The 23,019-nt window shown below is 65.3% G+C and carries 20 protein-coding genes and 1 pseudogene; 10 read left to right on the top strand and 11 right to left on the bottom strand.

Translation table 11 applies throughout. From position 1 onward, the window contains the following. The first annotated feature begins 4 nt into the window (after positions 1-4). Complete coding sequence (locus LXM88_RS15190) at positions 5-550, top strand: GNAT family N-acetyltransferase (protein ID WP_262542856.1); 546 nt, start codon at positions 5-7, stop codon at positions 548-550. Positions 551-723: 173 nt separating this feature from the next. Here LXM88_RS15190 and LXM88_RS15185 read toward each other — a convergent pair whose 3' ends face one another. From LXM88_RS15185 to LXM88_RS15165, 5 genes are all read right to left on the bottom strand, one after another. Continuing rightward, the gene (locus LXM88_RS15185) at positions 724-1,506 is read right to left on the bottom strand and encodes a peptidylprolyl isomerase (RefSeq protein WP_262532602.1); all 783 of its coding nucleotides are present in this window, start codon (positions 1,504-1,506) and stop codon (positions 724-726) included. An 18-nt stretch (positions 1,507-1,524) separates the two neighbouring features. After that, on the bottom strand, positions 1,525-1,833 hold the full coding sequence (locus LXM88_RS15180; protein ID WP_048248478.1) for a BolA family protein: 309 nt from the start codon (positions 1,831-1,833) through the stop codon (positions 1,525-1,527). A gap of 1 nt (position 1,834) precedes the next feature. Then, the gene (locus tag LXM88_RS15175; protein WP_034181202.1) at positions 1,835-2,365 is read right to left on the bottom strand and encodes a septation protein A; all 531 of its coding nucleotides are present in this window, start codon (positions 2,363-2,365) and stop codon (positions 1,835-1,837) included. A gap of 156 nt (positions 2,366-2,521) precedes the next feature. Next, positions 2,522-2,953, bottom strand: a complete 432-nt coding sequence (gene msrB / locus LXM88_RS15170) for a peptide-methionine (R)-S-oxide reductase MsrB (RefSeq protein WP_085039448.1) — start codon at positions 2,951-2,953, stop codon at positions 2,522-2,524. Positions 2,954-2,999: 46 nt separating this feature from the next. Continuing rightward, positions 3,000-4,568, bottom strand: a complete 1,569-nt coding sequence (locus tag LXM88_RS15165) for a protein adenylyltransferase SelO (RefSeq protein ID WP_262532594.1) — start codon at positions 4,566-4,568, stop codon at positions 3,000-3,002. Positions 4,569-4,761: 193 nt separating this feature from the next. Between LXM88_RS15165 and LXM88_RS15160 the strand changes: the two genes are divergently transcribed. From LXM88_RS15160 to LXM88_RS15140, 5 genes are all read left to right on the top strand, one after another. Next, complete coding sequence (locus LXM88_RS15160; RefSeq protein WP_262532592.1) at positions 4,762-6,405, top strand: 3-(methylthio)propionyl-CoA ligase; 1,644 nt, start codon at positions 4,762-4,764, stop codon at positions 6,403-6,405. A 190-nt stretch (positions 6,406-6,595) separates the two neighbouring features. After that, positions 6,596-8,680 (top strand): 3-hydroxyacyl-CoA dehydrogenase NAD-binding domain-containing protein, encoded by a 2,085-nt coding sequence (locus tag LXM88_RS15155; RefSeq protein ID WP_262532590.1) that lies wholly within the window; start codon positions 6,596-6,598, stop codon positions 8,678-8,680. Positions 8,681-8,724: 44 nt separating this feature from the next. Continuing rightward, a complete protein-coding gene (gene pncA / locus LXM88_RS15150; protein WP_262532588.1) occupies positions 8,725-9,357 on the top strand; it encodes a bifunctional nicotinamidase/pyrazinamidase in 633 nt (210 codons plus the stop codon). A gap of 42 nt (positions 9,358-9,399) precedes the next feature. Then, complete coding sequence (locus LXM88_RS15145) at positions 9,400-10,578, top strand: acetyl-CoA C-acyltransferase (RefSeq protein ID WP_262532586.1); 1,179 nt, start codon at positions 9,400-9,402, stop codon at positions 10,576-10,578. 260 nt (positions 10,579-10,838) lie between these two features. Next, positions 10,839-12,239: a sensor domain-containing diguanylate cyclase gene (locus tag LXM88_RS15140; protein ID WP_262532585.1), complete on the top strand. Its 1,401-nt coding sequence runs from the start codon at positions 10,839-10,841 to the stop codon at positions 12,237-12,239. Positions 12,240-12,288: 49 nt separating this feature from the next. Here the strand turns inward: LXM88_RS15140 and LXM88_RS15135 are convergent, their stop codons facing one another. After that, entirely contained in the window at positions 12,289-13,206 is a 918-nt protein-coding gene (locus tag LXM88_RS15135) for a LysR family transcriptional regulator (RefSeq protein WP_262532583.1), read from the bottom strand. Positions 13,207-13,298: 92 nt separating this feature from the next. Here LXM88_RS15135 and LXM88_RS15130 point away from each other — a divergent pair, with 92 nt between their 5' ends. Continuing rightward, positions 13,299-14,312 carry a zinc-dependent alcohol dehydrogenase family protein gene (locus LXM88_RS15130; protein WP_262532581.1) on the top strand — a complete coding sequence of 338 codons (1,014 nt, stop codon included), beginning with the start codon at positions 13,299-13,301 and terminating at the stop codon, positions 14,310-14,312. 70 nt (positions 14,313-14,382) lie between these two features. Here LXM88_RS15130 and LXM88_RS15125 read toward each other — a convergent pair whose 3' ends face one another. Beyond that, entirely contained in the window at positions 14,383-16,530 is a 2,148-nt protein-coding gene (locus LXM88_RS15125; RefSeq protein ID WP_262532579.1) for a hypothetical protein, read from the bottom strand. Positions 16,531-17,060: 530 nt separating this feature from the next. Here LXM88_RS15125 and LXM88_RS15120 point away from each other — a divergent pair. After that, a pseudogene (locus LXM88_RS15120) lies at positions 17,061-17,566 on the top strand (late control protein); the annotation flags it as partial. Positions 17,567-17,755: 189 nt separating this feature from the next. Here the strand turns inward: LXM88_RS15120 and LXM88_RS15115 are convergent. Next, positions 17,756-18,049 (bottom strand): hypothetical protein, encoded by a 294-nt coding sequence (locus tag LXM88_RS15115; protein ID WP_262532575.1) that lies wholly within the window; start codon positions 18,047-18,049, stop codon positions 17,756-17,758. Between the two features lie 422 nt (positions 18,050-18,471). Here LXM88_RS15115 and LXM88_RS15110 point away from each other — a divergent pair, with 422 nt between their 5' ends. Then, positions 18,472-18,612: a hypothetical protein gene (locus tag LXM88_RS15110; protein WP_318654677.1), complete on the top strand. Its 141-nt coding sequence runs from the start codon at positions 18,472-18,474 to the stop codon at positions 18,610-18,612. Between the two features lie 646 nt (positions 18,613-19,258). On the opposite strand, the gene LXM88_RS15105 is transcribed toward LXM88_RS15110, so the two are convergent. The 3 genes from LXM88_RS15105 to LXM88_RS15095 are packed head-to-tail and all read right to left on the bottom strand — an operon-like array spanning position 19,259 to position 22,066. Beyond that, on the bottom strand, positions 19,259-20,242 hold the full coding sequence (locus LXM88_RS15105) for an SDR family NAD(P)-dependent oxidoreductase (RefSeq protein ID WP_226094260.1): 984 nt from the start codon (positions 20,240-20,242) through the stop codon (positions 19,259-19,261). Beyond that, positions 20,239-21,108, bottom strand: coding sequence for an SDR family NAD(P)-dependent oxidoreductase (locus tag LXM88_RS15100; protein WP_262532569.1), 870 nt, complete (start codon positions 21,106-21,108; stop codon positions 20,239-20,241). Before LXM88_RS15100 ends, LXM88_RS15105 begins: the two co-directional genes overlap by 4 nt. After that, positions 21,095-22,066, bottom strand: a complete 972-nt coding sequence (locus tag LXM88_RS15095) for an alpha/beta hydrolase (protein ID WP_226113277.1) — start codon at positions 22,064-22,066, stop codon at positions 21,095-21,097. Before LXM88_RS15095 ends, LXM88_RS15100 begins: the two co-directional genes overlap by 14 nt. A gap of 43 nt (positions 22,067-22,109) precedes the next feature. On the opposite strand from LXM88_RS15095, the gene LXM88_RS15090 reads away from it, so the two are divergent. Further along, positions 22,110-22,721: a TetR/AcrR family transcriptional regulator gene (locus LXM88_RS15090; protein WP_109343288.1), complete on the top strand. Its 612-nt coding sequence runs from the start codon at positions 22,110-22,112 to the stop codon at positions 22,719-22,721. Positions 22,722-23,019 lie beyond the last annotated feature (298 nt).

Here is a 23,019-nt window from a genome sequence, read left to right as displayed (position 1 = left end):
CGGGATGATGCTGGATCCGAATGCGCCGGTCGAGGTCGTCACGCTGCGCGATGAGCGCAAGAGCGAGGTCGACGCGATCGGCCGCGTGATTGGCGCGGCGTTTGCGGGCGAGCCGCAAGGCGGGCAGTTCGAGCGGCGGATCGTCGAGACGCTGCGTGCGGACGGTGCGCTGAGCGTGTCGCTCGTCGCGGAGCGCGACGGGCGCATCATCGGCCACGTCGCGTTCTCGCCGGTCGCGATCGGCGGCGAACCGGCGGATCGACAGCAGTGGTACGGGCTTGCGCCGCTCGCGGTGCTGCCCGACTGCCAGCGGCAAAGCATCGGCGCGGGGCTCGTGCGCGCGGGGCTCGACGCGTTGCGCCGGCTCGGCGCGCGCGGCTGCGTCGTGCTCGGCGATCCCGCGTACTACGCGCGCTTCGGGTTCGAGCCGTCCGGCGACATCGTGTTTCCCGATGTGCCGCCCGAGTATTTCCTCGCGCTGTCGTTCGACGCATCGGCGCCGCTGCCGTCGGGCGACGTGCGCTATCACGACGTGTTCTATCCCGCATAGCCAACGCGGCGGCGCGGGTGATGTCCGGCACCGAAAATGCCGCTCCCTGGAGCGGCGTTTTTATTGTGCGTCGGCCGGCTGATAAAACCTCGCGATGCGTGCGATCCCGCGCGCCAAATGAAAAAGCCGCTCCGAGGAGCGGCTTTCCGATGCACGGGCGACGGGCGCCTGCGTTACTGGATCTTTGCGTGCTGGCGCAGACCTTCCTCGAACGCCTGCAGCTTCTGCTGCACGAGCTGTTGCGCGATCTGCGCCTTCACCTGGTCGAACGGCGGCGGCGCGATGTCGCGGATGTCGTCGACGCGGATGATGTGCCAGCCGAACTGCGTCTTCACCGGCGCGTCGGTCATCTGGCCTTTCTGCAGCGTCTGCGCCGCTGCCGCGAATTCCGGCACGTACGCCTTCGGGTCGGACCAGTCGAGATCGCCGCCGTTCTTGCCCGAACCCGGATCCTTCGAGTATTGCTTCGCGAGATCCTCGAACTTCGCGCCGGCCTTGATCTTCGCGATCAGGTCCTTCGCCTGCTGCTCGTTGTCGACGAGGATGTGGTGCAGGTGATATTCACGGTTGCCGCCGGCGCCCTTGACGAGATCGTCGTAGCGCGCCTTCACTTCGGCGTCGGTCGGCTGGTTCTTCTTCAGGAAGCTCTCGATCATCGAACGCAGCACGACGGTCTGCTGCGCGACGGCGACCTGCGCCTTCACGTCCGGACGGTTCGGGATGCCTTCGCGGATCGCTTCCTGCATCAGGATCTCGCGGTTCACGAGTTCCTGGCGCACGGCCTGCTGCAGTTGCGGGCTGTCGGTCTGGCCTTGCTGGACGAGCTGCGCGACCATCGCGTCGGCGCGCGACTTCGGAATCGGCGTGCCGTTGACGACGGCGATGTTCTGGGCGAATGCCGGTGCCGCTGCGAAAGCAGCCGCCGCGACCCACAGGCGGGGGGATTTCAGGATCATCGGGAATTCCTAATGAGACTAGATAGAAGATTCGTTGAATTCTTCGGGCGTGTAAGCCACGATCGCGAGCGCGTGAATGCCGCGCTGCATCGCATCAGCGAGCGCATCATACACCAGCCGGTGCCGTGCGACGCGCGGCTTGCCCGCGAACGCGGCCGACACGATCGTGACCGTGAAGTGGCCGCCCGAGGCGGCGCCGGCGTGGCCCGCGTGCTGCGCGCTGTCGTCGCGCACGGTGAGCGATACGGGGGCGAGCGATGCGGTGAGGCGCGCTTCGATCAGCGCGATGCGTTCGTCGGGCGACGCGTGGAGAAAGGCGTCCGTCATGTCATTCGTCCTTCAGGTACTTCGTGAGCCACAAGCTCTGCAGGATGATGAACACGACCATCGCGCCCGTCGTACCGAACAGCTTGAAGTTCACCCATTGCGATTCGGTGAAGTTGTGCACCACGTACAGGTTCGCGACGCCGAGCACCGCGAAGAACAGCGCCCATGCGACGTTCAGCTTGTCCCACACGGGGTGCGGCAGCGTGAGCTGCTTGCCCATCATCTTCTCGATCAGGTTGTTGCCGAACGCATAACGCGCGGCAAGCAGCCCGACCGCAAACAGCCAGTACAGCACAGTCGGTTTCCATTGAATGAATTTCTCGTCATGCAGGACGAGGGTAGCGCCGCCGAAGACGACGATCACGCCGAGGCTGACCCACAGCATCGTGTCGACCTTCCGGTGCCGGAAGGCGACCCACGCGACCTGGGCCAGCGTCGCGACGATCGCGACGGCGGTGGCGGTGAAGATGCCCCAGACCTTGAAGGCGACAAAAAACAGGATGATCGGAAACAGATCGAACAGGAATTTCATGGCGCTCGCAGCTGCGTGAAAGGCCGATTGCGCGGCCTTTCACCGTTGTAGGGACCCGCCAGGCACCGCCGTCGCGGATCGGGGCGGCCAGCCCGGGAGCCGACCGCGAGACGAGGGGTGCTCTTGAGGGAGGCCCGCCGATCCGCCCGGCGCCGCTCATTCGTTTTCGGGTCGGGACTCGAAGTTTAACGCAGCCGAATTGATGCAGTACCGCAAACCGGTCTGGTCGCGCGGGCCGTCCTCGAAGACGTGGCCGAGATGCGCGCCGCAATGGTTGCAGCGGACTTCGACGCGCACCATGCCGTGCGAGTAGTCGACCTTCTCGTCGATCACCTCGCCGTTGAGCGGCTTGAAGTAGCTGGGCCAGCCGCAGCCCGAGTGGAATTTGGAACCGGATTCGAACAGCGGCGTGCTGCACACGACGCATTTGTAGATGCCGGCATCTTCGGTGTCGGTGTATTCGCCGGTGAACGCGCGCTCGGTCGCCGCGTGCTGCGTGACTTCGTACTGCATCGGCGTGAGCCGGCGGCGCAGCTCGGCGTCGTCCTTCTGGTACGGGAAGGTTTTGTCGTCGGAATCGTGGGACATGTGGGGTTCTCCTGATCGGTCGGTCGATACGCGCGGGTTGGGTACTTCAGGACGAGCAGCTCACTTCGAGCGACCCGGCCCAGTCGGGCGGCAACGCGGCGTACGCTTCATGCTCCGGTTGTTCGTCGAACGGCCGGCGCAGGATCTGCGCGAGCCGCTCGACCTCCGAAAAATCCTTTTCCTTCGCGCGCCGGATCGCGACTTCGGCGAGATGGTTGCGCAATATGTATTTCGGGTTCACGCGGTTCATCGCGGCCGCACGTGCCGCGTCGTCGCGCGTTTCCTCGGACAGCCGCGCACGGTAGAGGTTCGCCCAGGCATCGAACGCGTCGCGATCGATGAACAGGTCGCGCACGGGCGCGTCGCGGCTCGCGTCGTGCTTCGACAGTTGCGCAAGCCGGCGGAACGTCAGCGTGAAATCCGCGTGGCTCGCATGCATCGTCTCGAGCAGCTTGTTGGCGAGTTCGGCATCGTTCTCGCGTTCGAACTCGAGGCCGAGCTTCGCGCGCATCGCGCGTTCGAGCGCGGGGCCGAAGCGTTCCGGAAATTTCGCGAGCACGGCCTGTGCGTCGTCCACCGCGCGTTCGGCGCGCGCATCGTCATCGGCGATGCCGTGCTGCAGCCCGATCAGCGGCAGCAGCGCCTGCGCGAGGCAATAGCAGTTCCAGTGCGCGATGCGCGGCTGCATCCGGTACGCGTAGCGGCCGCTGTTGTCGGAGTGGTTGCAGATGTGGTTCGCGTCGAACGCGTCGACGAAGCCGAACGGGCCGTAGTCGATCGTCACGCCGAGGATCGACATGTTGTCGGTGTTCATCACGCCGTGGCAGAAGCCGACGGCCTGCCACTGCGCGACGAGATCGGCCGTGCGCAGCGTCGCGGCTTCGAGCAGCGCGAGGTACGGATCGTCCGCGTCGCGGCAATCCGGATAGAAGCGGTCGATCACGTGATCGGCGAGCTGGCGCAGCAGGTCGGGGCGATCGTTCGAGAAGAAGTGCTCGAAGTGACCGAAACGCACGAAGCTTTCCGACACGCGCGTGACGACGGCCGACGTCTCGATCTCCTCGCGGACCACCGGCTGGTCGGAGCCGATCACCGTCAGTGCGCGTGTGGTCGGGATGCCGAGGTGATGCATGGCTTCCGAGCACAGGAATTCGCGGATCGACGAGCGCAGCACCGCGCGGCCGTCGCCCATCCGCGAGTACGGCGTACGGCCGCTGCCTTTCAGTTGCAGCTCGTAGCGCCGGCCGTCCGTGCCGGTGCGCTCGCCGATCGTCAGCGCGCGGCCGTCGCCGAGCTGGCCGGCCCACACGCCGAACTGGTGGCCGGAATACACCGATGCGTACGGCATCGCGGTGGCGGGCCAGTCGCGCGTCGGGTTGCCGGCGAACAGTTCGGCGAAGCCAGGCTGCGTGGCGATCGACGCCGGCAGGTCGAGCAGTTGCGCGACTTCGTCGGAACAGCCGACGACGTACGGCGCGGCAAGCGGCGCGGCCGGCAGCCGCGTATGAAACGCGTCGCCGAGCTGGACGAACGCGCCTTCGGCGGGCGCGCCGAGCGTGGCGGCGAGGTCGGGAAGGGTGTCAGCCGGATCGGCTGCGCTTCGGGAAAACGACATGTTGAGCGCCTCTGGGTAAGCCGATATTGTAAGGCGGCGCAGCGCCGCCCGCATGGCGGCCCGCGCACCGTGCGCCACGCCCGTCCGGGCCGCTGACGGGTGCACGCCGGTCTCACCACAACGCATGTGTGTTCCTGATGGAAACAGCCGCCGGGCTGGTCACCGATTCGCGTCCTTCCGGGAGAACAAGACGATGGGTAAGCCATTGCTGGGCCAGATGATGGACATGCCGTTGCTGGTGTCCTCGCTGATCGCGCATGCCGCGCGTCACGCGGGCGATACCGAGATCGTGTCGAAGCGCATCGAGGGCGACGTGCATCGCTACACGTATCGCGATTGCGAACGCCGCGCGAAGCAGCTCGCGCAGGCGCTCGCGCGGCTCGGCGTCGAAACCGGCGACCGCGTCGGCACGCTGGCGTGGAACGGCTACCGGCATCTCGAGGCGTATTACGGGATCGGCGGGATGGGCGCCGTGTGCCACACGATCAACCCGCGCCTGTTCCCCGAGCAGATCGCGTACATCGTCAATCACGCGGAAGACCGCTTCGTCTTCTTCGACATCAATTTCGCGCCGCTGATCGACGCGATCGCGCCGCAATGCCCGCATGTGAAGGGCTGGGTCGCGATGACGGACGCCGCGCACCTGCCGTCCTGCACGACGCCGTTGCTCTGTTACGAAACGCTCGTCGAAGCGGAGGACGGCCGCTACGACTGGCCGCGTCTCGACGAGCAGCAGGCGTCGGGGCTCTGCTACACGTCGGGCACGACCGGCAATCCGAAGGGCGTGCTGTATTCGCACCGCTCGACGGTGCTGCACGCGTACGGCGCCGCGCTGCCCGACGCGATGAACCTGTCCGCGATGGATGCGGTGCTGCCCGTCGTGCCGATGTTCCACGTCAACGCGTGGGGGCTGCCGTATGCGGTGCCGCTTACCGGCGGCAAGCTGGTGCTGCCCGGCAAGGATCTCGACGGGAAATCGCTGTACGAGTTGATGGAGGCCGAGCGCGTGACGTTCTCCGCGGGCGTGCCGACCGTGTGGCTCGGGCTGCTCAATTACATGCGCGAGGCCGGCGTGCGCTTCTCGACGCTGAACCGCACGGTGATCGGCGGCTCCGCGTGCCCGCCCGCGATGCTGCGCACGTTCGAGGACGAATACGGCGTGCGCGTGATTCATGCATGGGGGATGACCGAACTGTCGCCGCTCGGCACGCTCGCGAAGCTCAACTGGGCGCAGTCGCAGCGGCCGCTCGACGCGCAGCGCCGGCTGCTCGAGAAGCAGGGGCGCGTGATCTGCGGCGTCGACATGCGCATCGTCGGCGAGGACGGCGCCGAGCTGCCGTGGGATGGCGTCGCGTTCGGCGAACTGCAGGTGCGCGGGCCGTGGGTGATCGATCACTACTTTCGCGGCGACGCGTCGCCGCTGTCGGACGGCTGGTTCCCGACCGGCGACGTCGCGACGATCGACCCCGACGGCTTCCTGCAGATCACCGACCGCAGCAAGGACGTGATCAAGTCGGGCGGCGAGTGGATCAGCTCGATCGACATCGAGAACGTCGCGATCGCGCACCCGGGCGTCGCCGAAGCCGCGTGCATCGCATGCGCGCACCCGAAATGGACCGAGCGCCCGCTGCTGGTCGTGGTGCCGCGCGAAGGCGCGAACCTGAGCCGTGACGCGCTGCTCGCGTTCTACGAAGGCAAGGTCGCGAAATGGTGGATCCCCGACGACGTCGTGTTCGTCGAATCGTTGCCGCACACCGCGACCGGCAAGCTGCAGAAGCTGAAGCTGCGCGAGACGTTCCGCGATTACGTGTTGCCGACGGCGGTTTGCGAGCCGTAAGTCCAGGCCCTGGCCGGCGACGGCCCGCGATCCGGTCGCCCGATCCGTCCCTCGGATCGGGATGAAAATTCAAATTGAACGACCGTGCTTTTTCGTTGTATGCTGCCTCCGTTCGATCCGGACATGCGGCCGTTCGACCGCGCACAATGAAGCGTCGCCACCCCGGCGCGCGATGCATGGAGGCAGGCAGATGGCAGTGGATTACTCGACTCGCGACGGCGTGGCCGTCCTTACGCTCAACAATCCGCCCGTCAACGGGCTCGGCCTGTCGACCCGCCAGGGCGTCATGGACGCGCTCGATCGCGCCGCGCAGGACCCGTCGGTCACGGCCATCGTGCTGACCGGCGCGGGCCGCGCGTTCTCGGGCGGTGCCGACATCACCGAATTCAATACGCCGAAGGCGCTGCAGGAGCCGACGCTGCACACCGTGATCCGCGCGGTGGAAGCAAGCGCGAAGCCCGTCGTTGCGGCGCTGCACAGCGTCGTGATGGGCGGCGGCCTCGAGCTCGCGCTCGGCGCGCACTACCGCGTCGCGGCGCCCGGCGCGCAGGTCGCGCTGCCCGAAGTGAAGCTCGGCCTGCTGCCGGGCGCGGGCGGCACGCAGCGCCTGCCGCGCGCGGTGGGGCTCGAAACCGCGCTGAACATGATCGTGTCGGGCGCGCCCGTGCCGTCCGAGCAACTCGCGAAGAGCGGGTTGTTCGACGAAATGGCCGACGGCGACCTGCTCGATGCGGCCGTCGCGTTCGCGCGCAAGGTCGGCGCACAGAAGGGGCCGCATCCGCGCGTGCGCGATCGCAAGATCGTCCACGAGAACGCCGCGGGCTTCATCCAGTTCGCGCGCAATTCCGCGCGTGCCGCCGCGCCGAACTTCCCCGCGCCGCACAAGTGCATCGACGCGATCGAGGCCGGCGTGCTGAACGGGTTCGACAAGGGCAGCGTCGCCGAGCGCGAGGGTTTCGTCGCGCTGATGATGACGCCGGAAAGCCGCGCGCTGCGCCATGCGTTCTTCGGCGAGCGTGCGGCGAGCAAGATTCCCGACGTGCCGGCCGATACGCCGCTGCGCGAGATCCGCCGCGTCGGCGTGATCGGCGCGGGCACGATGGGCGGCGGCATCGCGATGAACTTCGTCAACGCGGGCCTGCCCGTCACGCTGCTCGAGACGAAACAGGAAGCGCTCGAGCGCGGCGTCGCGACGATCCGCAAGAACTACGACGCGCAGGTGAAGAAGGGCAAGCTCACGCAGGAGAAGCTCGACGCGCGCATGGCGCTGATCGCGCCGACGCTGTCCTACGACGACCTGAAGGATGCGGACCTGATCGTCGAGGCCGTGTTCGAGGAACTCGGCGTGAAGGAGCAGGTGTTCAGGAAGCTCGACGAAGTCGCGAAACCGGGCGCGATCCTCGCGTCGAACACGTCGACGCTCGACGTCGACAGGATCGCGGCGTTCACGAAGCGTCCGCAGGACGTCGTCGGCATGCACTTCTTCAGCCCGGCGAACGTGATGAAGCTGCTCGAGGTCGTGCGCGGCGCGCAGACCGCAAAGGATGTGCTCGCAACCGTGATGGCGGTGGCCAGGAAGATCCGCAAGACGGCGGTCGTGTCGGGCGTGTGCGACGGCTTCATCGGCAACCGGATGATCGAGCAGTACATCCGCCAGGCGCTCTTCATGCTCGAGGAAGGCGCGCTGCCCGCGCAGGTCGATCGCGCGATCGAGAAGTTCGGTTTCGCGATGGGGCCGTTCCGGATGAGCGACCTCGCCGGCAACGACATCGGCTGGGCGATCCGCAAGCGCCGCTACGTCGAGAAGCCGGATCTGCAGTATTCGAAGATCGCCGACCGCCTGTGCGAGCAGGGCCGCTTCGGCCAGAAGACGGGCGCCGGCTGGTACGACTACGTGCCGGGCGAGCGCAAGGCGAAGCCGTCGTCGCTCGTCGACGAGATGGTCGTTGCGTATTCGAAGGAGCGCGGCGTCGAGCGGCGCAAGATCGGCGACGACGAGATCGTCGAGCGGCTGGTGTTCGCGCTCGTCAACGAAGGCGCGAAGATCCTCGAAGAGAAGATCGCATCGAAGGCGTCCGACATCGACATGGTCTATCTGACCGGCTATGGCTTCCCGCTGTGGCGCGGCGGCCCGATGCTGTACGCGGACATGGTCGGCCTTTACAACGTCGAGCGCGCGATTCGCCGCTACGCGGCCGCGCCGAACGGCGATGCATGGGAGCTCGCGCCGTCGATCGCGGAGCTCGCGAAGGCTGGCCGCGGGTTCAACGGCTGACGATATCGCACGACGGCGCGACCGATTCCACCAGGAGAAACGCGATGAAACGCACCGACGATGTACTGCTCGTGATCGACGTGCAATACGACTTCATGCCGGGCGGCGCGCTCGCGGTGCCGGACGGCGACGCGGTCGTGCCGGTGATCAACGCGCTCGCGCGACGCTTCGACCAGGTCGTGCTGACGCAGGACTGGCACCCGCGCGAGCACGTGTCGTTCGCGGCGAACCATCCGGGCCGCGAGCCGTTCTCGACGCTCGCACTGCCGTACGGCGAGCAGGTGCTGTGGCCCGTGCACTGCGTGCAGGACACCGACGGCGCGGCGCTGCATCGCGACCTCGACATCCCGCATGCGCGGCTCGTGATCCGCAAGGGCGGCGACGCACAGGTCGACAGCTATTCCGCGTTCGTCGAAGCCGATCGCACGACGCGCACGGGGCTCGCGGGCTATCTGCGCGAACTCGGCGCGAAGCGCGTGTGGTGCTGCGGGCTCGCGACCGACTATTGCGTCGCGTGGTCGGCGCTCGATGCGCGTGCGGCGGGATTCGAAGCCGCGGTGATCGACGATGCGTGCCGCGCGATCGACCTGAACGGGTCGCTCGCGCACGCATGGCAGCAGATGCAGGCAGCTGGCGTCGCACATGCGACGTCCGCGGGCGCGCGCCCGGCGGCGTAGCGCATTCCCCATCCGATTCAGGCAGGACCGAAGGAGACTCGCATGACCGAAGCCGTAATCGTATCGACCGCCCGCACGCCGCTGGCGAAATCCTGGCGCGGCGCCTTCAACATGACGCACGGCGCGACGCTCGGCGGCCACGTGGTCGCGGCCGCGCTCGAACGCGCGAAGCTCGACCCCGCGCGTGTCGAGGACGTGATCATGGGCTGCGCGAACCCCGAAGGCGCGACCGGCGCGAACATCGCGCGGCAGATCGCGCTGCGCGCGGGGCTGCCGGTGTCCGTGCCGGGGATGACGGTGAATCGCTTCTGTTCGTCGGGGCTGCAGACCATTGCGCTGGCCGCGCAGCGGATCATCGCGGGCGAAGGCGACGTGTATGTCGCGGGCGGTGTCGAATCGATCTCGTGCGTGCAGAACGAGATGAACCGGCACATGGTCCAGGAGGGCTGGCTCGTCGAGCACAAGCCCGAGATCTACTGGAACATGCTGCAGACGGCCGAGAACGTCGCGAAGCGCTACGGGATCTCGAAGGAGCGGCAGGACGAGTACGGCGTGCAGTCGCAGCTGCGGGCCGCGGCCGCGCAGGAAGCCGGTCTGTTCCGCGACGAGATCGTGCCGATCACCGTGCTCGCGGGTATCGCCGACAAGGCGACGGGCCGCCTGTTCACGAAGGAAGTGACCGTATCGGCCGACGAAGGCATCCGTCCCGACACGACGCTCGAAGGCGTGTCGAAGATCCGTTCGGCCGTGCCGGGCGGCGTGATCACCGCCGGCAACGCGAGCCAGTTCTCGGACGGCGCGTCGGCGTGCGTCGTGATGAGCGCCGACGCCGCGCAGCGCGAAGGGCTGCAGCCGCTGGGCGTGTTCCGCGGCTTCGCGGTGGCCGGCTGCGAGCCGGACGAGATGGGCATCGGCCCCGTGTTCGCGGTGCCGAAGCTGTTGAAGCAGGCGGGGCTGAAGGTCGACGACATCGGCTTGTGGGAGCTGAACGAAGCGTTTGCGGTGCAGGTGCTGTACTGCCGCGACACGCTCGGGATTCCTGAAGACCGCTTGAACGTGAACGGCGGCGCGATCGCGGTCGGCCATCCTTACGGCGTGTCAGGCGCGCGCCTGACGGGCCATGCGCTGATCGAAGGCAAGCGCCGCGGCGTGAAGTACGTGGTCGTCACGATGTGCATTGGCGGCGGGCAGGGCGCGGCCGGCCTGTTCGAAATCATCTGATTTTTGGCCGATGGCGGCCGCGGTTTCGCCTCGGCGAGGCTCGCGGCCGCGATGCGAATCGGCGTGGCAGCGCTACCATTCCGAACAGCCGGGAAGCAAAAGCACGCTTTCGGCAGTGCCGTTTCCCCTTACTTGTCAAACGAATTGCCCCACCTATACTTGCTCTGACATTTGCCTTTCGGCACGATGGGCAGGATCATGCATCGCACGATCCGTGCCGCGAAGGTTCGAACCAACGCAGCAGACCGACCGGGGACCGAATGAGTACGACCTATGCAGCCGGGGAACCGCCGCGCGTCGTCAGCGCGGCCGCGAGGATCTACGCGAAATGCCTGCTGATCGGTTTCGCGTTGCTGCCTGCCTATCTGATCGCCTATCTGTGGTTCTTCAGCGACCCGCGCGTCGTGTTCGAGAGCCATGCGTTCCATGAAATCGCGATTGCGGCGGCGACCCTCGAAGGCGCGTTCGTCACCTATGTGACGTGGGTGTGCTACCGGTCGTCCGGCGAGCCGCTGCTGCGCTGGCTGACGCTTGGCTTTCTCGGCTTCGCGATGATTTATTCGCTGCACGGTGCGTTCACCGGGATGGCGCACCACAATATCTGGCTGTTCCTGCTGTACGGGCCCGCGTCGCGGCTCGTGATGTCGATCCTGCTGCTCACGGGCTTGATGTCTTATTCGAGTCCGCCCGATCGCTTCGAAAAGCGCACGAGCGTGCGGACGTGGCTGCCATGGATCGTGTTCTTCCTGATCGTCAATGTGGCGGTGGCGTACATCGCGTATTCGCCGGTCGCGGGCGCGCTGGGCACGCGGCTGTCGATGGAAGGCGGCGCGCTCGTGTTCTCGCTGCTGAACGTCGGTGTGCTGCTCGCGCGGCGGATCCGCTCGCCGCTGATGGTGATCTACGGCGTGTCGATCATGGCGTTCGCGCTGTCGTCGCTCGCGTTCATTCTCGGCAAGCCGTGGAATCACATGTGGTGGCTCGCACACGCGATCTTCGCGGGCGGCTTCTTCCTGCTCAGCTACGGCGTCGTGCAGGCGCTGCAGACGACGCGCTCGTTCTCGGCGATCTACCGCCAGGAAGACCTGATGAGCCGGCTGTCGGAATCGATGGCGCGCACCGAGAGCGCGCTGCAGGAGCTGCGGCGCACGAACCAGAAGCTCGAGTACATGGCCGCGACGGATCCGATGACGGGCGCGTCGAACCGCCGGCAGTTCATCGCGCAGGTCGAGCGCGAGATCGTGCGGGCCGAGCGCGAAGGCACGCCGTTTTGCCTGCTCGCGCTCGATCTCGACAATTTCAAGAACATCAACGATGCGTACGGGCACCAGATCGGCGACGAGGTGCTGCGCGGCGTCGTGCGTCAGTGCCTCGAGGCGATTCGCCCGGCGGGCGGGCTCGCGCGGGTCGGCGGCGAGGAGTTCATGGCGCTGCTGCCGGAGATGCCGCTCGAGGGTGCCCGGATGACGGCCGAGCGCGTGCGCTCGTCGATCGCGAGTTCGCCGTTCGGGCTGGACTTCAAGCGCGTGCAGGTGACGGTCAGCGTCGGCGTCGCGCAATACGGGGTCGACGGCAGCACGGTCGATGCGCTGCTGCGGGTGGTCGACGAGCGGCTGTACCAGGCGAAGCGGGAAGGGCGGAACCGGGTCGTGTCGCGGTGACGCGTGCGGTATCGGGACGGGTCGCGCATGACCCGTCGAAATCGGCCGCCTACGATGCGAGCAACGGCGGAATTGCCGCCAGCATCGCATCGACCGCCACTCTCAGCTTGTAAGGCAGGAACCGCGTCGCGGGCCACACCACATGCATCGGCGTGCCGGCCGACGGCACGTGTTCCAGCACGCGCACCAGCGCCCCCGTGCGCAACGCATCGCGCACGAGCCATTCGGGGACGTGAACGAGCCCCGCGCCGCGCGTGGCGGCCGCGATCAGGCTGTCGATGTCGTCGAAGCCGAGCCGGTAATGCAGCGCGGGCTGCACGATACGACCGTCCGGCCCGGCCAGCGTCCACGGATTCGCGCGGCCGCCGTGCAGGTAGACGATGCAGCGATGGGCGGCCAGTTCGTCCGTACTGCGCGGCGTGCCCTGCGTGCGCAGGTACGCGGGCGACGCACAGATCGCCATCGATTGCATGCCGAGCGGGCGCGCGATCAGCGTATCGCTGTCGGGCAGTGCGCCGCTGCGAATGGCCAGATCGACGCCTTCATCCGCAAAGTCGACGACGCGATCGGTGAAATGCCCTTCGACCTGTAGCTGCGGATGCTGCGCCGCCAGATCGAGCAGCAGCGGCGTGACGTGATGGCGGCCGAACACGACGGGCGCGCTCACGCGAATCCGCCCGGTTGCCTCGCTGCGGCCCGCTTCGAGCATGTGCTGTGCGGCATCGAGCTCCTCCAGCGCCTGTGAGCACCGTTCGTAGAACGCGTGGCCGTCGTCGGTCAGCGCGAGGCTGCGCGTGGTCCGCACGAACAGCCGCGTCCCTAGCCGCGCTTCGAGCCGGCCGATCGCCTTGCCGACCGCCGAGCGCGTCTGTCCGAGGCGGGCGGCCGCCTGCGCGAAGCTGCCGGCGTCGACAGCAGCGACGAACGCGCTGATGCCGGCCAGCCTGTCGTGCGAGATTGGTTCCATCTTGTCTACTATAGGTCGATTGATTCGCGTCACATGGTGACTTCGGGAATCATTATCCTGCCGATTCCACTGTTTTCGTTATCGGAGTCGCCATGTCGTCACTCATGTATCGCTGGCAATCGCCGGCGTTCGGTCGTCAACACCTGCAACTCGCGACCGTGCCCGTTCCGGCGCCGGGCCCGCGCGATGTGCTGGTGCGCGTGGACGCGGTCGCACTGAACTATCGCGACCTGCTGGTGCTGCGCGACGGGATGGGGATGGCCGTGCCGTTCCCGCTGGTGCCCGGGTCGGACATGCACGGCGAGGTCGTCGCGACGGGGGCCGACGTGACGGATTTCGCGCCCGGCGACGCAGTGATCAGCACGTTCTTCACCGGCTGGCAGGACGGCCTCCAGCCGCGCGGCAGCGTGCCGCTCGGCGTGCCGGGGCCGGGGATGCTGTCGGAGTACGTGGTGCTCGGCGCCGATTCGCTGGTGGCCGCGCCGCGCACGCTCGACGCCGCGCAGGCCAGCACGCTCACCTGCGCCGGGTTGACCGCGTGGTATGCGCTGGCCGACGCGTCGACGACGCGGCCGGGCGATACGGTGGTCGTGATCGGCACGGGCGGCGTCGCATTGTTCGCCGTGCAGATCGCCCGTGCGCAGGGCGCGCGCGTGATCGTCGTGTCGGGCAGCGACGACAAGCTCGAGCGCGCGAAGCGGCTCGGCGCGCACGACGGGATCAACCGCACGCGCACGCCGGACTGGGCCGCCGAAGTGCGCGCGCTGACCGGCGGACGCGGTGCCGATCACGTGCTGGAACTCGCGGGCGCGGACAACTTCGGGCGTTCGCTGTCGTCGCTCGTGCAGGGCGGCCGCGTGTCGGTGATCGGCAATCTGGGTGGCGATGCGCTGACGACGTCCGTGTATCCGCTGCTGACGGGGCGTGCGACCGTGCAGGGGATCGGCGTTGCGCACCGGCGCGCGCTCGAGGATCTCGTGCGCGCGGTGGACTGGCTGAAGCTGAAGCCGGTGATCGAGCGCGAGTATGCGTTCGATGCGCTGCCGGCCGCGCTCGACCATCTCGAACGCGGCGCGTTCGGCAAGGTGGTCGTGCGGATGCGCTGAGCGGCGGCGCACGCACCGAAGCCCCGGGGTGTGACGGCCCCGGGGCTTTGCGTGTTCCGCGTGCGATGCGCTATCGCGACGCGACAGCCGCCGCCGTGCCGGTCGGCTGCGCGTCCTGCATGCGCTGCGACGCCTGCCACCAGTACTTGCCCGCGCGCTGCTGCGGATCGCGGATCGCGAGATACGTCGTACTCCAGAGCTGCGCCGCGTTGGCTTCGGTGGCGTCCGCGCTGCGCGTGCCGAATGCGTCGGTCCGGTACTGGCCGTTCACGTAGGACCATGTCCACATCTCCGACGTGCGCATGTCGCGTCCGTTCGAGATCACCTGCCAGATCGTCTGCCGCGCCTGCGCGAGCAACGTGCGTGTCGCGGCCGACAGGTCCTGGCGCGCGAGCTGGCGGTCGAGCCCGGCCACCCACATCGCCTGCTGCCACGACCAGATCACCGTGCCGTGATACGCGGAGCTCGTGAACTTCGGCCACAGCGACGGGTTCGCATACGCCGGGTTCGCGATCAGCATCCCGGCATCGGTCACGAGCCCGGTCGGGAACGGCCGCGTGACGTCGGTGACGATTCGCTGGAGCGCGTCGTCCGGCGGCGTGCCGAACAGCAGCGCGAAGCCGCCGTCGGAATTCATCACGGGGATCGGGTTGCCCTGCTGATCGAGCGACAGCGCGTAGAACGACAGCGGAGCACTCGGCGCGGCACCGGCCGGCACGCCGGCGGACGGCGCATAGGCCGACACGTCGGTGGCCGCCTGCGCGGCCGGCACGCTGACCTGGAACAGCGGCGGTGCTTGCGTTTCCCACGTGGCGGCTTCGTTCGCCGTGGCGGCGAGCGTCGCGCGCTGCCCGGCATCCAGGTACGGATCAAGCAGGCCGCGCGCGAGGAACGCATTCGCCGCGCGCAACGCGGCCGGCACGAGCACCGCATTGACGTCGTACGGGTAGACGCCGCCGCCGAGCCCGTCGGTGCTGTCGCGCCAGTTGCCGACGATCTCGCCGGGCCGCAGGTGGATCAGGTTCGCGACCGACGGCTGTTGCGCGAACGGCTGCGCGGTCGCCGCGACGTGCAGCAGGTTGACGACCAGACGGCTGCCGTTGGTCTGCCCGTCGCTGCCGCGCTGCGCCAGATAGGCGGCCGCGCGGGCCTGGCCGCGCGTATCGTCGATCAGCCAGGCGGCCGCGATCGGCGCGAGCAGGTAGTCGCTGTCGATCATCTTGTAGTCGAAGGTCGGCGTCGGATCGTTCGGCCGCCCGTTCTTCTGGTTGTCGACCAGCGCGAATTCGCCGATGCCTTCCTCGTGCGCGACCTTGCCGTCGACCGACAGGCGGTTCAGCACCGACGACAGCCCGGCTTCGATCGCTGCGGGTTCGAGCACGGGCATCAGCATGCGGACCGAGATCAGCGTATCGCGGCCGAAGTACGTGTCGTACTGCCAGGAGCCGGCCAGCAGCTTGTCGTGGAAGCTCAGGAATTCGAGCACGTTCTGGCTGACCGGATCGGGGTTCACGGACGGTGCGAGCAAGTCGGCGCGCGTGATCGGCGACAGCGGCGTCTCGCCCGACAGCGCATCGACATGCAACTTCAGCGTGTGCGAGCCCGCCGGTGCGCGCAGCACGAGCTTGCCGCCCGCTGCCGGCGCGATGCTGCCGCCGTCGCGCAGCGTGATGCGCAGCGCATAGCCGGGCGCGCCGTCGATCCGGTCGCGCTGCCATTGCGCGGCGCTGCCCTGGATCGTCGGCGCCGTGACGATCTGCTGCGGAATCGTCGCGCCGCCGTTGAAGTCGCGCAGGAAGCGCACGTTGCTGAGTACGCCCTGGCGGATCGTCAGCGTGTCGGTGTCCACCGACACGTCGGCGCCGATACCGTAAAGCGGGCGGCCACGCGTGTCGGGCGCCGACAGCGCGGACGGTGGCGTGTCGAGGCTCCAGTTCACCGGCTGCGCGGTATCGTCGAACCACAGCCCGGTGCCGCTGTTGCCGGCAGGGAAGACCACGAGCAGGCGCGGTTTCGTCGACGAGCGCGCCAGCAGGTGCGCGGCGACCTTGTCCTGCCGGTAGAACGCATTGATCTGACTGCCGGTGTCCATGCGGAACGACAGCGCGGCGTGGTTCGACGGCGCGCGGCTCGACTGGATGTCGTCGTGGTCGCGGCATGCGGCGAGCAGGCCGGCGCAGACGAACCCGAGACACAGCGACTTCGCAAGACGATGCATGTTGATGTCCCTCCTGGTGGCTGGCAATTATTATCGGAATGGTCGAATGAACGGATCTTCTGTCCGTTTTCTTATGTGCTGCGGGCATTCGGATGAATGCCTGGCATTAATCAGGCAGTGATGCTTCTGCGGCAAGCGAATTGAGCGGAAAATAAGCGAATGGCTGATAAATGCCAAAAACTGAAATAAAAGAGGGCGTCGCCCTGCGGTGAAGCACGGGGAAAGTCAATGCGGATGGCCTTCGTGTGGGCGGGCGGCGACTCGTGTACGGCAGGGGGAAATGGAACGTAAGCCGTTGTAGGGGATTCTAAATTTACGGGAAAGTCGAAGTCAATAATGTTTTCGATATTTTATGGTATTCGATTGAAATGTTGGTCGCAATTATTGCTCGTTGAGTCGGTAAAATATGCGATTTAATGGGGATTGGTAATGTGATCCGGATGTTTGGCGACGAAATGATTGCGATGACGTCTCATCCTGGCAATTGATGCGGGACAGGAAACGAATCGTCGCGTTTGTGCCGGTTGTTGTCGGGCAAGCCGCTGTCTGTCGTGACGCTCACGCCCGGTCCGCTGGTCGCCTACGACATCAATCTTCCGGACCGCGCGCGCTTCGCGGCCGTTCGCACGAAGATGCGCGACCGCAAGTCAGGGAAGAAGACCGATCTCGCGATCCCGGATCCGGATGCCCCGCCAGGTGCGTCCGCAGTGCATATCGAGCGCCACGCGTTCGCCAGTCCGGAAGCCGCGAAAGCGGGTGCAAAGTCGCGATTGGCGACGCTCGATCGGCATACGTCGCCGAGCCGCTTCACGATGCGCGGCCGAGCCGCTTTGCCGGTCGAAAAGACGATCGCGCTGAAGGGGGCAAGGCCGGTGTAGATGGTGAGTTTCTGATCGAGTCGGTCGAACACACGTTCGCGTCGCGTGGATGGATCGCGGTCGTTACGTCGAACGGAGGGACGAACGGGAAGGTGAAGGTCGGACGCGGCAAGAAGCTGGACGAGAAGATCGACCTTGTTATTCCGAGGCCTGAGTAGCACTCGGTCAATGATTTGCATACCTTTCCGCTAGAAATTCCGCGGGGAAGCCGTTCCGGGCATCATCGACGGCACGTTCAATGTTTTTGCCCGTGTGCTCCGGCCCTTGCTCGATTTTTGACGACGAATTCGCTAACCGGTTTGTAGCGGATCCTCGGGAAGGGCCGGCGCGGCATGATTGATGAGTTGCTAATTGCCAATCGCGACGAATGCAAAGCTTCTGTTTTGAAGGCTGCCTGAATTATTGCCGGTATTGGCCTGGCAGGAATTCTTGTTGACGAACGGGAAGGCTACGCCGTCAGAATTGGCCTGTCCTGTTTCGTTGTAGTTGTTTTGAGATCCAACAACCCCGGGGAGTGCCGAGAATCCGGGGCTGAAGGAGATTGAATATTTGCCGGAGCTGACATTCTCGACGGTGAAGTCCCCGCTGCCGTTGAGAATGGATCCGTTTTTGTCGATGGTGCCCCAAACGATGCGAGCCATTATTTCCTCCGGTGTGGTCAATGTAAATAATGTGCCATATTTGGATGGCTTGAGCCAACGCGATCAATAAATTCGGAATGCGAAAAAATCACATATGGATCGCATTGGAGTTTCGATGGTAGGTCTTGATTGTATGAAAGTAAACCACTGGTTAAGGTGGGTTTATCGCGTGAATGTCGTAGTTTTGTTTTTATTTTGATGGATTGTTTTGGATTTTGATTGATCAATGAATTGAAGAGGATGTGACTTCTGTCGAATATTCCGGATGTCGTCCGGCGTGGCTCGGGCGGCGTGTTTATGGGTGCGGATGCAAGACCACGAAAAGACCATTCTGGAGCTGATCACCATGGGGGGCTGATCGGTATCGCGAAGGTACTGGCCGGCAGGAGCAACTGACGATTCGGCTCGTCGCCAGCCGGGCAATGCCCGGATCGGCGAAGTCGATGGTGGCCGGGATTGCGCTGCTGCGGATTCCGGATCTGCCGCCGATCGCGCTACTCGGTCTCGGGAGTGCGAGGAACCTGACAGCCGGACCTCAAGATACAGTCCATCGGCATCGGTAAGTTTGGTAGGCTTGTCGCCTGCCTTCGCTTGTCGGATCGTGACGTCGCTAGGCGGCACGGTGAAAACGCGGGTATCGTCCTTGGCGGATTGAAGCGATGCCCGCTTTGATACCCGCTTCTTTCTCGGCTGGACGTGAAATCCGGCGAACGCAAGCGAACGGTGGAAGGGCACACGATGCCCGGCTGGCAAGGATTCTAGGAAAATCGCCGAACCAAGACGAACTGGAGCGAACGAAGTGATCAGACATATTGTCATGTGGAAGTTGCATTGACATTTTGGGTCATAAGTTGCTGATTAATAAAGAGGTTACTAGCTGTTTTGGGGTTTGATACCCCCTCTTATACCCCCTTTTTCATGTGCTGGAGCGCCTGGCCCAGGTGCGACCATGGACGTTGAGCCGTTCGACTGGATTCGTCGCCATCCAGCCGGCTGCAGCTGATGACGAGCGACAGCTACCGGCCATGAGGCGTTAGTCCCCGGCACGGCCACTCGGGCGCTTGGACGTCCGTTCCGCGCTAGCAATCGGCCATTTGGAAGCAATCCGATCCTCTCGGTTGCCGGGAGTCTTACGCTAGCACGCAACAGCCATTCTTTCAGACGGATAGCCGTTCGCCGGCGCACCCAACATGCCGCTCACAACGTGCGCTAGCTTTGTCGGTCCCGACAGCGCTCAAGCTCGCGCATCAACTTGTGCATTTCATGTTGTCGCCCGAGATGCCAGTCTGTCACGATGTTGAAGAAGCCTCGCGTCCACGAAAACGGTGCCCATCGGAACGGGACAACGATGCGCGGTTGGCGGGCTCGCAGCCCTTTGATGACGGCCTTGGCGACTTCATCGGGTTGTATCGGTCGACGCAACGGTGCAGGAAACCCTTTTTCAATTAATTTCGTCGCGAGCGCATTGCCGCCAAAGCCGACCTTGGCAATCGCTGTAGCCACCCATCCCGGATAGAGCACGCTTGCCGTCGACCCGGTGCCGCCAAGTTCGGCGCGGAGTGAACGTCCGAGCATCTCGACTGCGGCTTTGGACGCTGCGTAAGGCGCGTTGACCATGCCATTCACGAACGCGTAGGCCGAGGAGGTTACCAGGACCTGGCCTCGATTGCGCAGGATCTCCGGCAACGCAGCCTTGACCGTGCGCCAAACCCCGAGCAGATCGACCTCGACGATTCGCTCGAACTCCTGTTCATCGCAGCTGTACATGGTGGCGGGTAGATCGTGCCACGAGATGCCAGCATTGGCGAACGCAATGTCGAGGCGACCGAATCTATCGACGGCGCGTTGCACGACCGCCTTGGTGGCGGCAGCATCGGTGACATCGAGCGCCAGGGCGAGCGTGCGCTCGGCGTCAAACTCCGCGGCGAGGCGGTCCACTGAAGCCTGCGTCACATCGGTTAGAACGAGTCGTGCTCCACATGCATGCAACGCACGCGCGGTCGCAGCGCCAATGCCGCCTGCAGCACCCGTGATAAGCACGACTTTTTCCTGAAGATCGTAAGCCACTTTGTACTGCTCCTCTGCTATTGGATTTCCATTGCTGCGCAAACGAGGGGCGATGGATGCCGGGCCATTGGGTCCGCTGATCATGCGAAGCCGATCGGTTCCCGCGGCCACCGGATTGCCATTCATTTCGCTGGAGCGTTCGCGGCCGAATCGTTCCAGCCAGTTGCCGACGCCAGACTGATGGCGCGTTCAATGTCCTCGCCGCGAAAGCCGGCGCGTTCGACGAAGCGCCTGAAGAAGCCCGGCGCCTTGGCCACGATCGTGTTGATCTTTGGTACGACGATCATGTCCGCGCGTTGCTCGATGCCAGCCACGATGTCCCGAACGACCTGCTCGCGCGGGATCATCTTCCACAAGCCGCGATCGTTGCCTCCCCACAATGCCTGGCCAGCCGGATCGGCAACGACATCGTCCATCAGTGGCGTCGGGAAGAATGTCGGGTGCGCACTGCCGACCCCGATACCCAGATGACGAAGCTCCAGACGGATGCTGTCGCACATCGCCCACACGCCCGCCTTGCTTGCCGTATAGGACGCCTGTAGCGGCGAATGTACAAACGCGGCCATTGACGAAATCGCCAGCATGTACCCGCGCTGTTGCTGGACGAATGGCAAGCCGGCACGGAACGTACGCCACACGCCGTTGAGGTTGATGTCGATGACACGATCAAACGCGGCCGGGTCGAGGGTGGCCATCGGGGCCATGGTGTCGATGCCAGCGTTTGCGATGACCACGTCGATCTGACCGAAGTGATACGCCGCCTTGGCCATTGCGGCTTCGATGCTTTCGAAATCGCGGACGTCGGCGGTCCAGCCAAGAACGTCCGAGGGGCGGCCGAAGCTGCGAGTCTGTGCCGTGAGTCTGTCTGCATCCAGGTCGAAAAGTGCGAGACGCGCGCCCCGTGCGTGCAGCGCTTCGGCCAAGGCCGATCCCAGGCCGCCGGTGGAACCGGTAATGGCCACCACCTTGTTTGCCAGCTTATAAGTCGACATGCGCGTCTCCTTGCTTCGCTGGAACGTGACGGTGCAGAAATGCCAGCTGGTCGGCGACCACCTGTTCGAAGTCCTTGCCCACATAGATATCGAAGTGGCCTGCCTGATACGCGTGCACTTCCCCTTTGGGAGCGCGCCTGGCATACCGTTTCGTCGGCCCCGCCGGAGCGACGGAGTCGGCTTCGCAAACGCAGAACAGAATCGGGCAGGAAATGTCGGCTGCCTTGCGACCGGGGCGGTACCGAACGATGTTCAGGCCGAAGCGTGCCGCGACGTGGTTGCGAAATGCAGTACCGTCAGGGACAAGCGCGAGATAGCCATCCAGGGCATCCGGTGCAGTCATCAACGCGGCAGAACCAGGAGGACCCGCCGTCGGCACCATCACCGGCGCCCTGCCGACGAGGGACAGCAGTACATCGCATAGCGCGAGCGCGGTGACCTTGAGCGCGCTACGCCAGTTCAACGCGAACAACGATGCGACGCCGTCCGTGAACGGGCATTGCGCGATGGCCGCGGCAAGAGTCCGGTCGCGTGCTGCGGAGAGAATCACATGACCGCCGCCGAAGGAGGTCCCCCACAGGACCACCTGATCCGGCCGGAGATTGCGGTTCCCGCGTGCAAAAGCGATCGCACCCGACCAGTCCTCCAGTTGCCGATCGATATCGAGCAATTGACGAGGGGAGCCGTCGCTCGCACCGAAATGTCGATAGTCGAACACGAGGCACGCGTAGCCCTCCGCGCAAAAGCGTTGCGCATAGGCATCGAGCCGCATTTCCTTGATTCCACCCAGCCCGTGCGCCATCACGATGACAGGAAACGGGCCCGTCCCGCGAGGCTCGTACAGCCAGCCACGGCAATGTTCTCCGCGGCTGCCTGCTACGAACTCGACATTTTTTCGCCCGGCCATGTGTCCCCCAAGGTGTGCGAGAATAGATTTCGATCCAATGTTGTAACGCATTCTAACTTTGTAATGTGATCCATCTAGTGAGGTAAACCCCCGTATGGAATCGAGAACTCAGCGTCGGGCTGCCGCGACCCGCCTGGCGATCCTGCAAGCCGCCGAGACTTTGCTGACGGAGGGCGGACTAGCGGCGGTCACGCCTGAAGCGGTGGCGACCCGGGCGGATGTCGCAGTGCAGACGCTCTATAACCGTGTCGGTGGCCGTTCCGCGCTGCTCATTGCCGTGGCAGAGCGCGCGTTGGAAGAAAACCGCGAGTACATGGACGTGGCCTATGCGTCCGAGGGCGATGTCGAGACGAAACTGCGTTGCGTGGCAGCTGCTTACGCGCGGTTCGCCAAGGAGCGCCCGCACCAGTTCCGTATCCTTGTCGAACCACCGAATGAGCCGGAGGCGCTCGCGCGCATCGCTGCCCTGATCAGACAGCAAAACGCCAAATTGGCCACATTGCTCAGCCGAGGTATCGACGAAGGGTGGGTGCATGCAGACGTTGAGCCGGAACACGCCTCGACGGCGCTGTGGGCCATGATGAATGGCGTTATCAGCCTGATGTGGCGCCCCGATAGCCTTCGACTGGATGTCGATCACATCGACGATCTACTGGGTACCGCGATCTCATTGTTGACCGGCGGTATCAAGAGGCGGGGCGATTGACGCGTTGACCCCAGACAACTCGGCGCCTGCAAAAACTTCAAGCGGTTCTCAACCGGTTTGTCGTCTGGCGGCCTTCCGAGGTGCCTGCAAGCCAAGGGCTTCCTTTCGGTCAGTTTCGCTCATCTCACTTCCGGGCTTCGGCTCGGAAGTTGGATGATTATCACGAAGGCGTGAACCGCAGGTAAGGACCCAACTTTCGCCGGTGTGGACGATGGCGGGAATAGCCGTTGTACCTCGCAAGCTGCCGTTGATTCAGGCGGCGTCGAAGGGCTGCAGTGGGTCGATCACGGCCCTTGAT

The organism is Burkholderia sp. S-53 (assembly GCF_025560745.1).
GTDB lineage: Bacteria > Pseudomonadota > Gammaproteobacteria > Burkholderiales > Burkholderiaceae > Burkholderia > Burkholderia pyrrocinia.
This window is presented reverse-complemented; position numbering and strand designations above follow the sequence as displayed.

What these genes read in the sequence shown, in the direction of transcription:
- LXM88_RS15190 (WP_262542856.1), top strand. Translation starts at nt 5, where the DNA reads ATGATGCTGGATCCGAATGCGCCGGTCGAGGTCGTCACGCTGCGCGAT.
- LXM88_RS15185 (WP_262532602.1), bottom strand. Translation starts at nt 1,506, where the DNA reads ATGATCCTGAAATCCCCCCGCCTGTGGGTCGCGGCGGCTGCTTTCGCA.
- LXM88_RS15180 (WP_048248478.1), bottom strand. Translation starts at nt 1,833, where the DNA reads ATGACGGACGCCTTTCTCCACGCGTCGCCCGACGAACGCATCGCGCTG.
- LXM88_RS15175 (WP_034181202.1), bottom strand. Translation starts at nt 2,365, where the DNA reads ATGAAATTCCTGTTCGATCTGTTTCCGATCATCCTGTTTTTTGTCGCC.
- msrB (WP_085039448.1), bottom strand. Translation starts at nt 2,953, where the DNA reads ATGTCCCACGATTCCGACGACAAAACCTTCCCGTACCAGAAGGACGAC.
- LXM88_RS15165 (WP_262532594.1), bottom strand. Translation starts at nt 4,568, where the DNA reads ATGTCGTTTTCCCGAAGCGCAGCCGATCCGGCTGACACCCTTCCCGAC.
- LXM88_RS15160 (WP_262532592.1), top strand. Translation starts at nt 4,762, where the DNA reads ATGGGTAAGCCATTGCTGGGCCAGATGATGGACATGCCGTTGCTGGTG.
- LXM88_RS15155 (WP_262532590.1), top strand. Translation starts at nt 6,596, where the DNA reads ATGGCAGTGGATTACTCGACTCGCGACGGCGTGGCCGTCCTTACGCTC.
- pncA (WP_262532588.1), top strand. Translation starts at nt 8,725, where the DNA reads ATGAAACGCACCGACGATGTACTGCTCGTGATCGACGTGCAATACGAC.
- LXM88_RS15145 (WP_262532586.1), top strand. Translation starts at nt 9,400, where the DNA reads ATGACCGAAGCCGTAATCGTATCGACCGCCCGCACGCCGCTGGCGAAA.
- LXM88_RS15140 (WP_262532585.1), top strand. Translation starts at nt 10,839, where the DNA reads ATGAGTACGACCTATGCAGCCGGGGAACCGCCGCGCGTCGTCAGCGCG.
- LXM88_RS15135 (WP_262532583.1), bottom strand. Translation starts at nt 13,206, where the DNA reads ATGGAACCAATCTCGCACGACAGGCTGGCCGGCATCAGCGCGTTCGTC.
- LXM88_RS15130 (WP_262532581.1), top strand. Translation starts at nt 13,299, where the DNA reads ATGTCGTCACTCATGTATCGCTGGCAATCGCCGGCGTTCGGTCGTCAA.
- LXM88_RS15125 (WP_262532579.1), bottom strand. Translation starts at nt 16,530, where the DNA reads ATGCATCGTCTTGCGAAGTCGCTGTGTCTCGGGTTCGTCTGCGCCGGC.
- LXM88_RS15115 (WP_262532575.1), bottom strand. Translation starts at nt 18,049, where the DNA reads ATGGCTCGCATCGTTTGGGGCACCATCGACAAAAACGGATCCATTCTC.
- LXM88_RS15110 (WP_318654677.1), top strand. Translation starts at nt 18,472, where the DNA reads ATGCCCGGATCGGCGAAGTCGATGGTGGCCGGGATTGCGCTGCTGCGG.
- LXM88_RS15105 (WP_226094260.1), bottom strand. Translation starts at nt 20,242, where the DNA reads ATGAATGGCAATCCGGTGGCCGCGGGAACCGATCGGCTTCGCATGATC.
- LXM88_RS15100 (WP_262532569.1), bottom strand. Translation starts at nt 21,108, where the DNA reads ATGTCGACTTATAAGCTGGCAAACAAGGTGGTGGCCATTACCGGTTCC.
- LXM88_RS15095 (WP_226113277.1), bottom strand. Translation starts at nt 22,066, where the DNA reads ATGCGTTACAACATTGGATCGAAATCTATTCTCGCACACCTTGGGGGA.
- LXM88_RS15090 (WP_109343288.1), top strand. Translation starts at nt 22,110, where the DNA reads ATGGAATCGAGAACTCAGCGTCGGGCTGCCGCGACCCGCCTGGCGATC.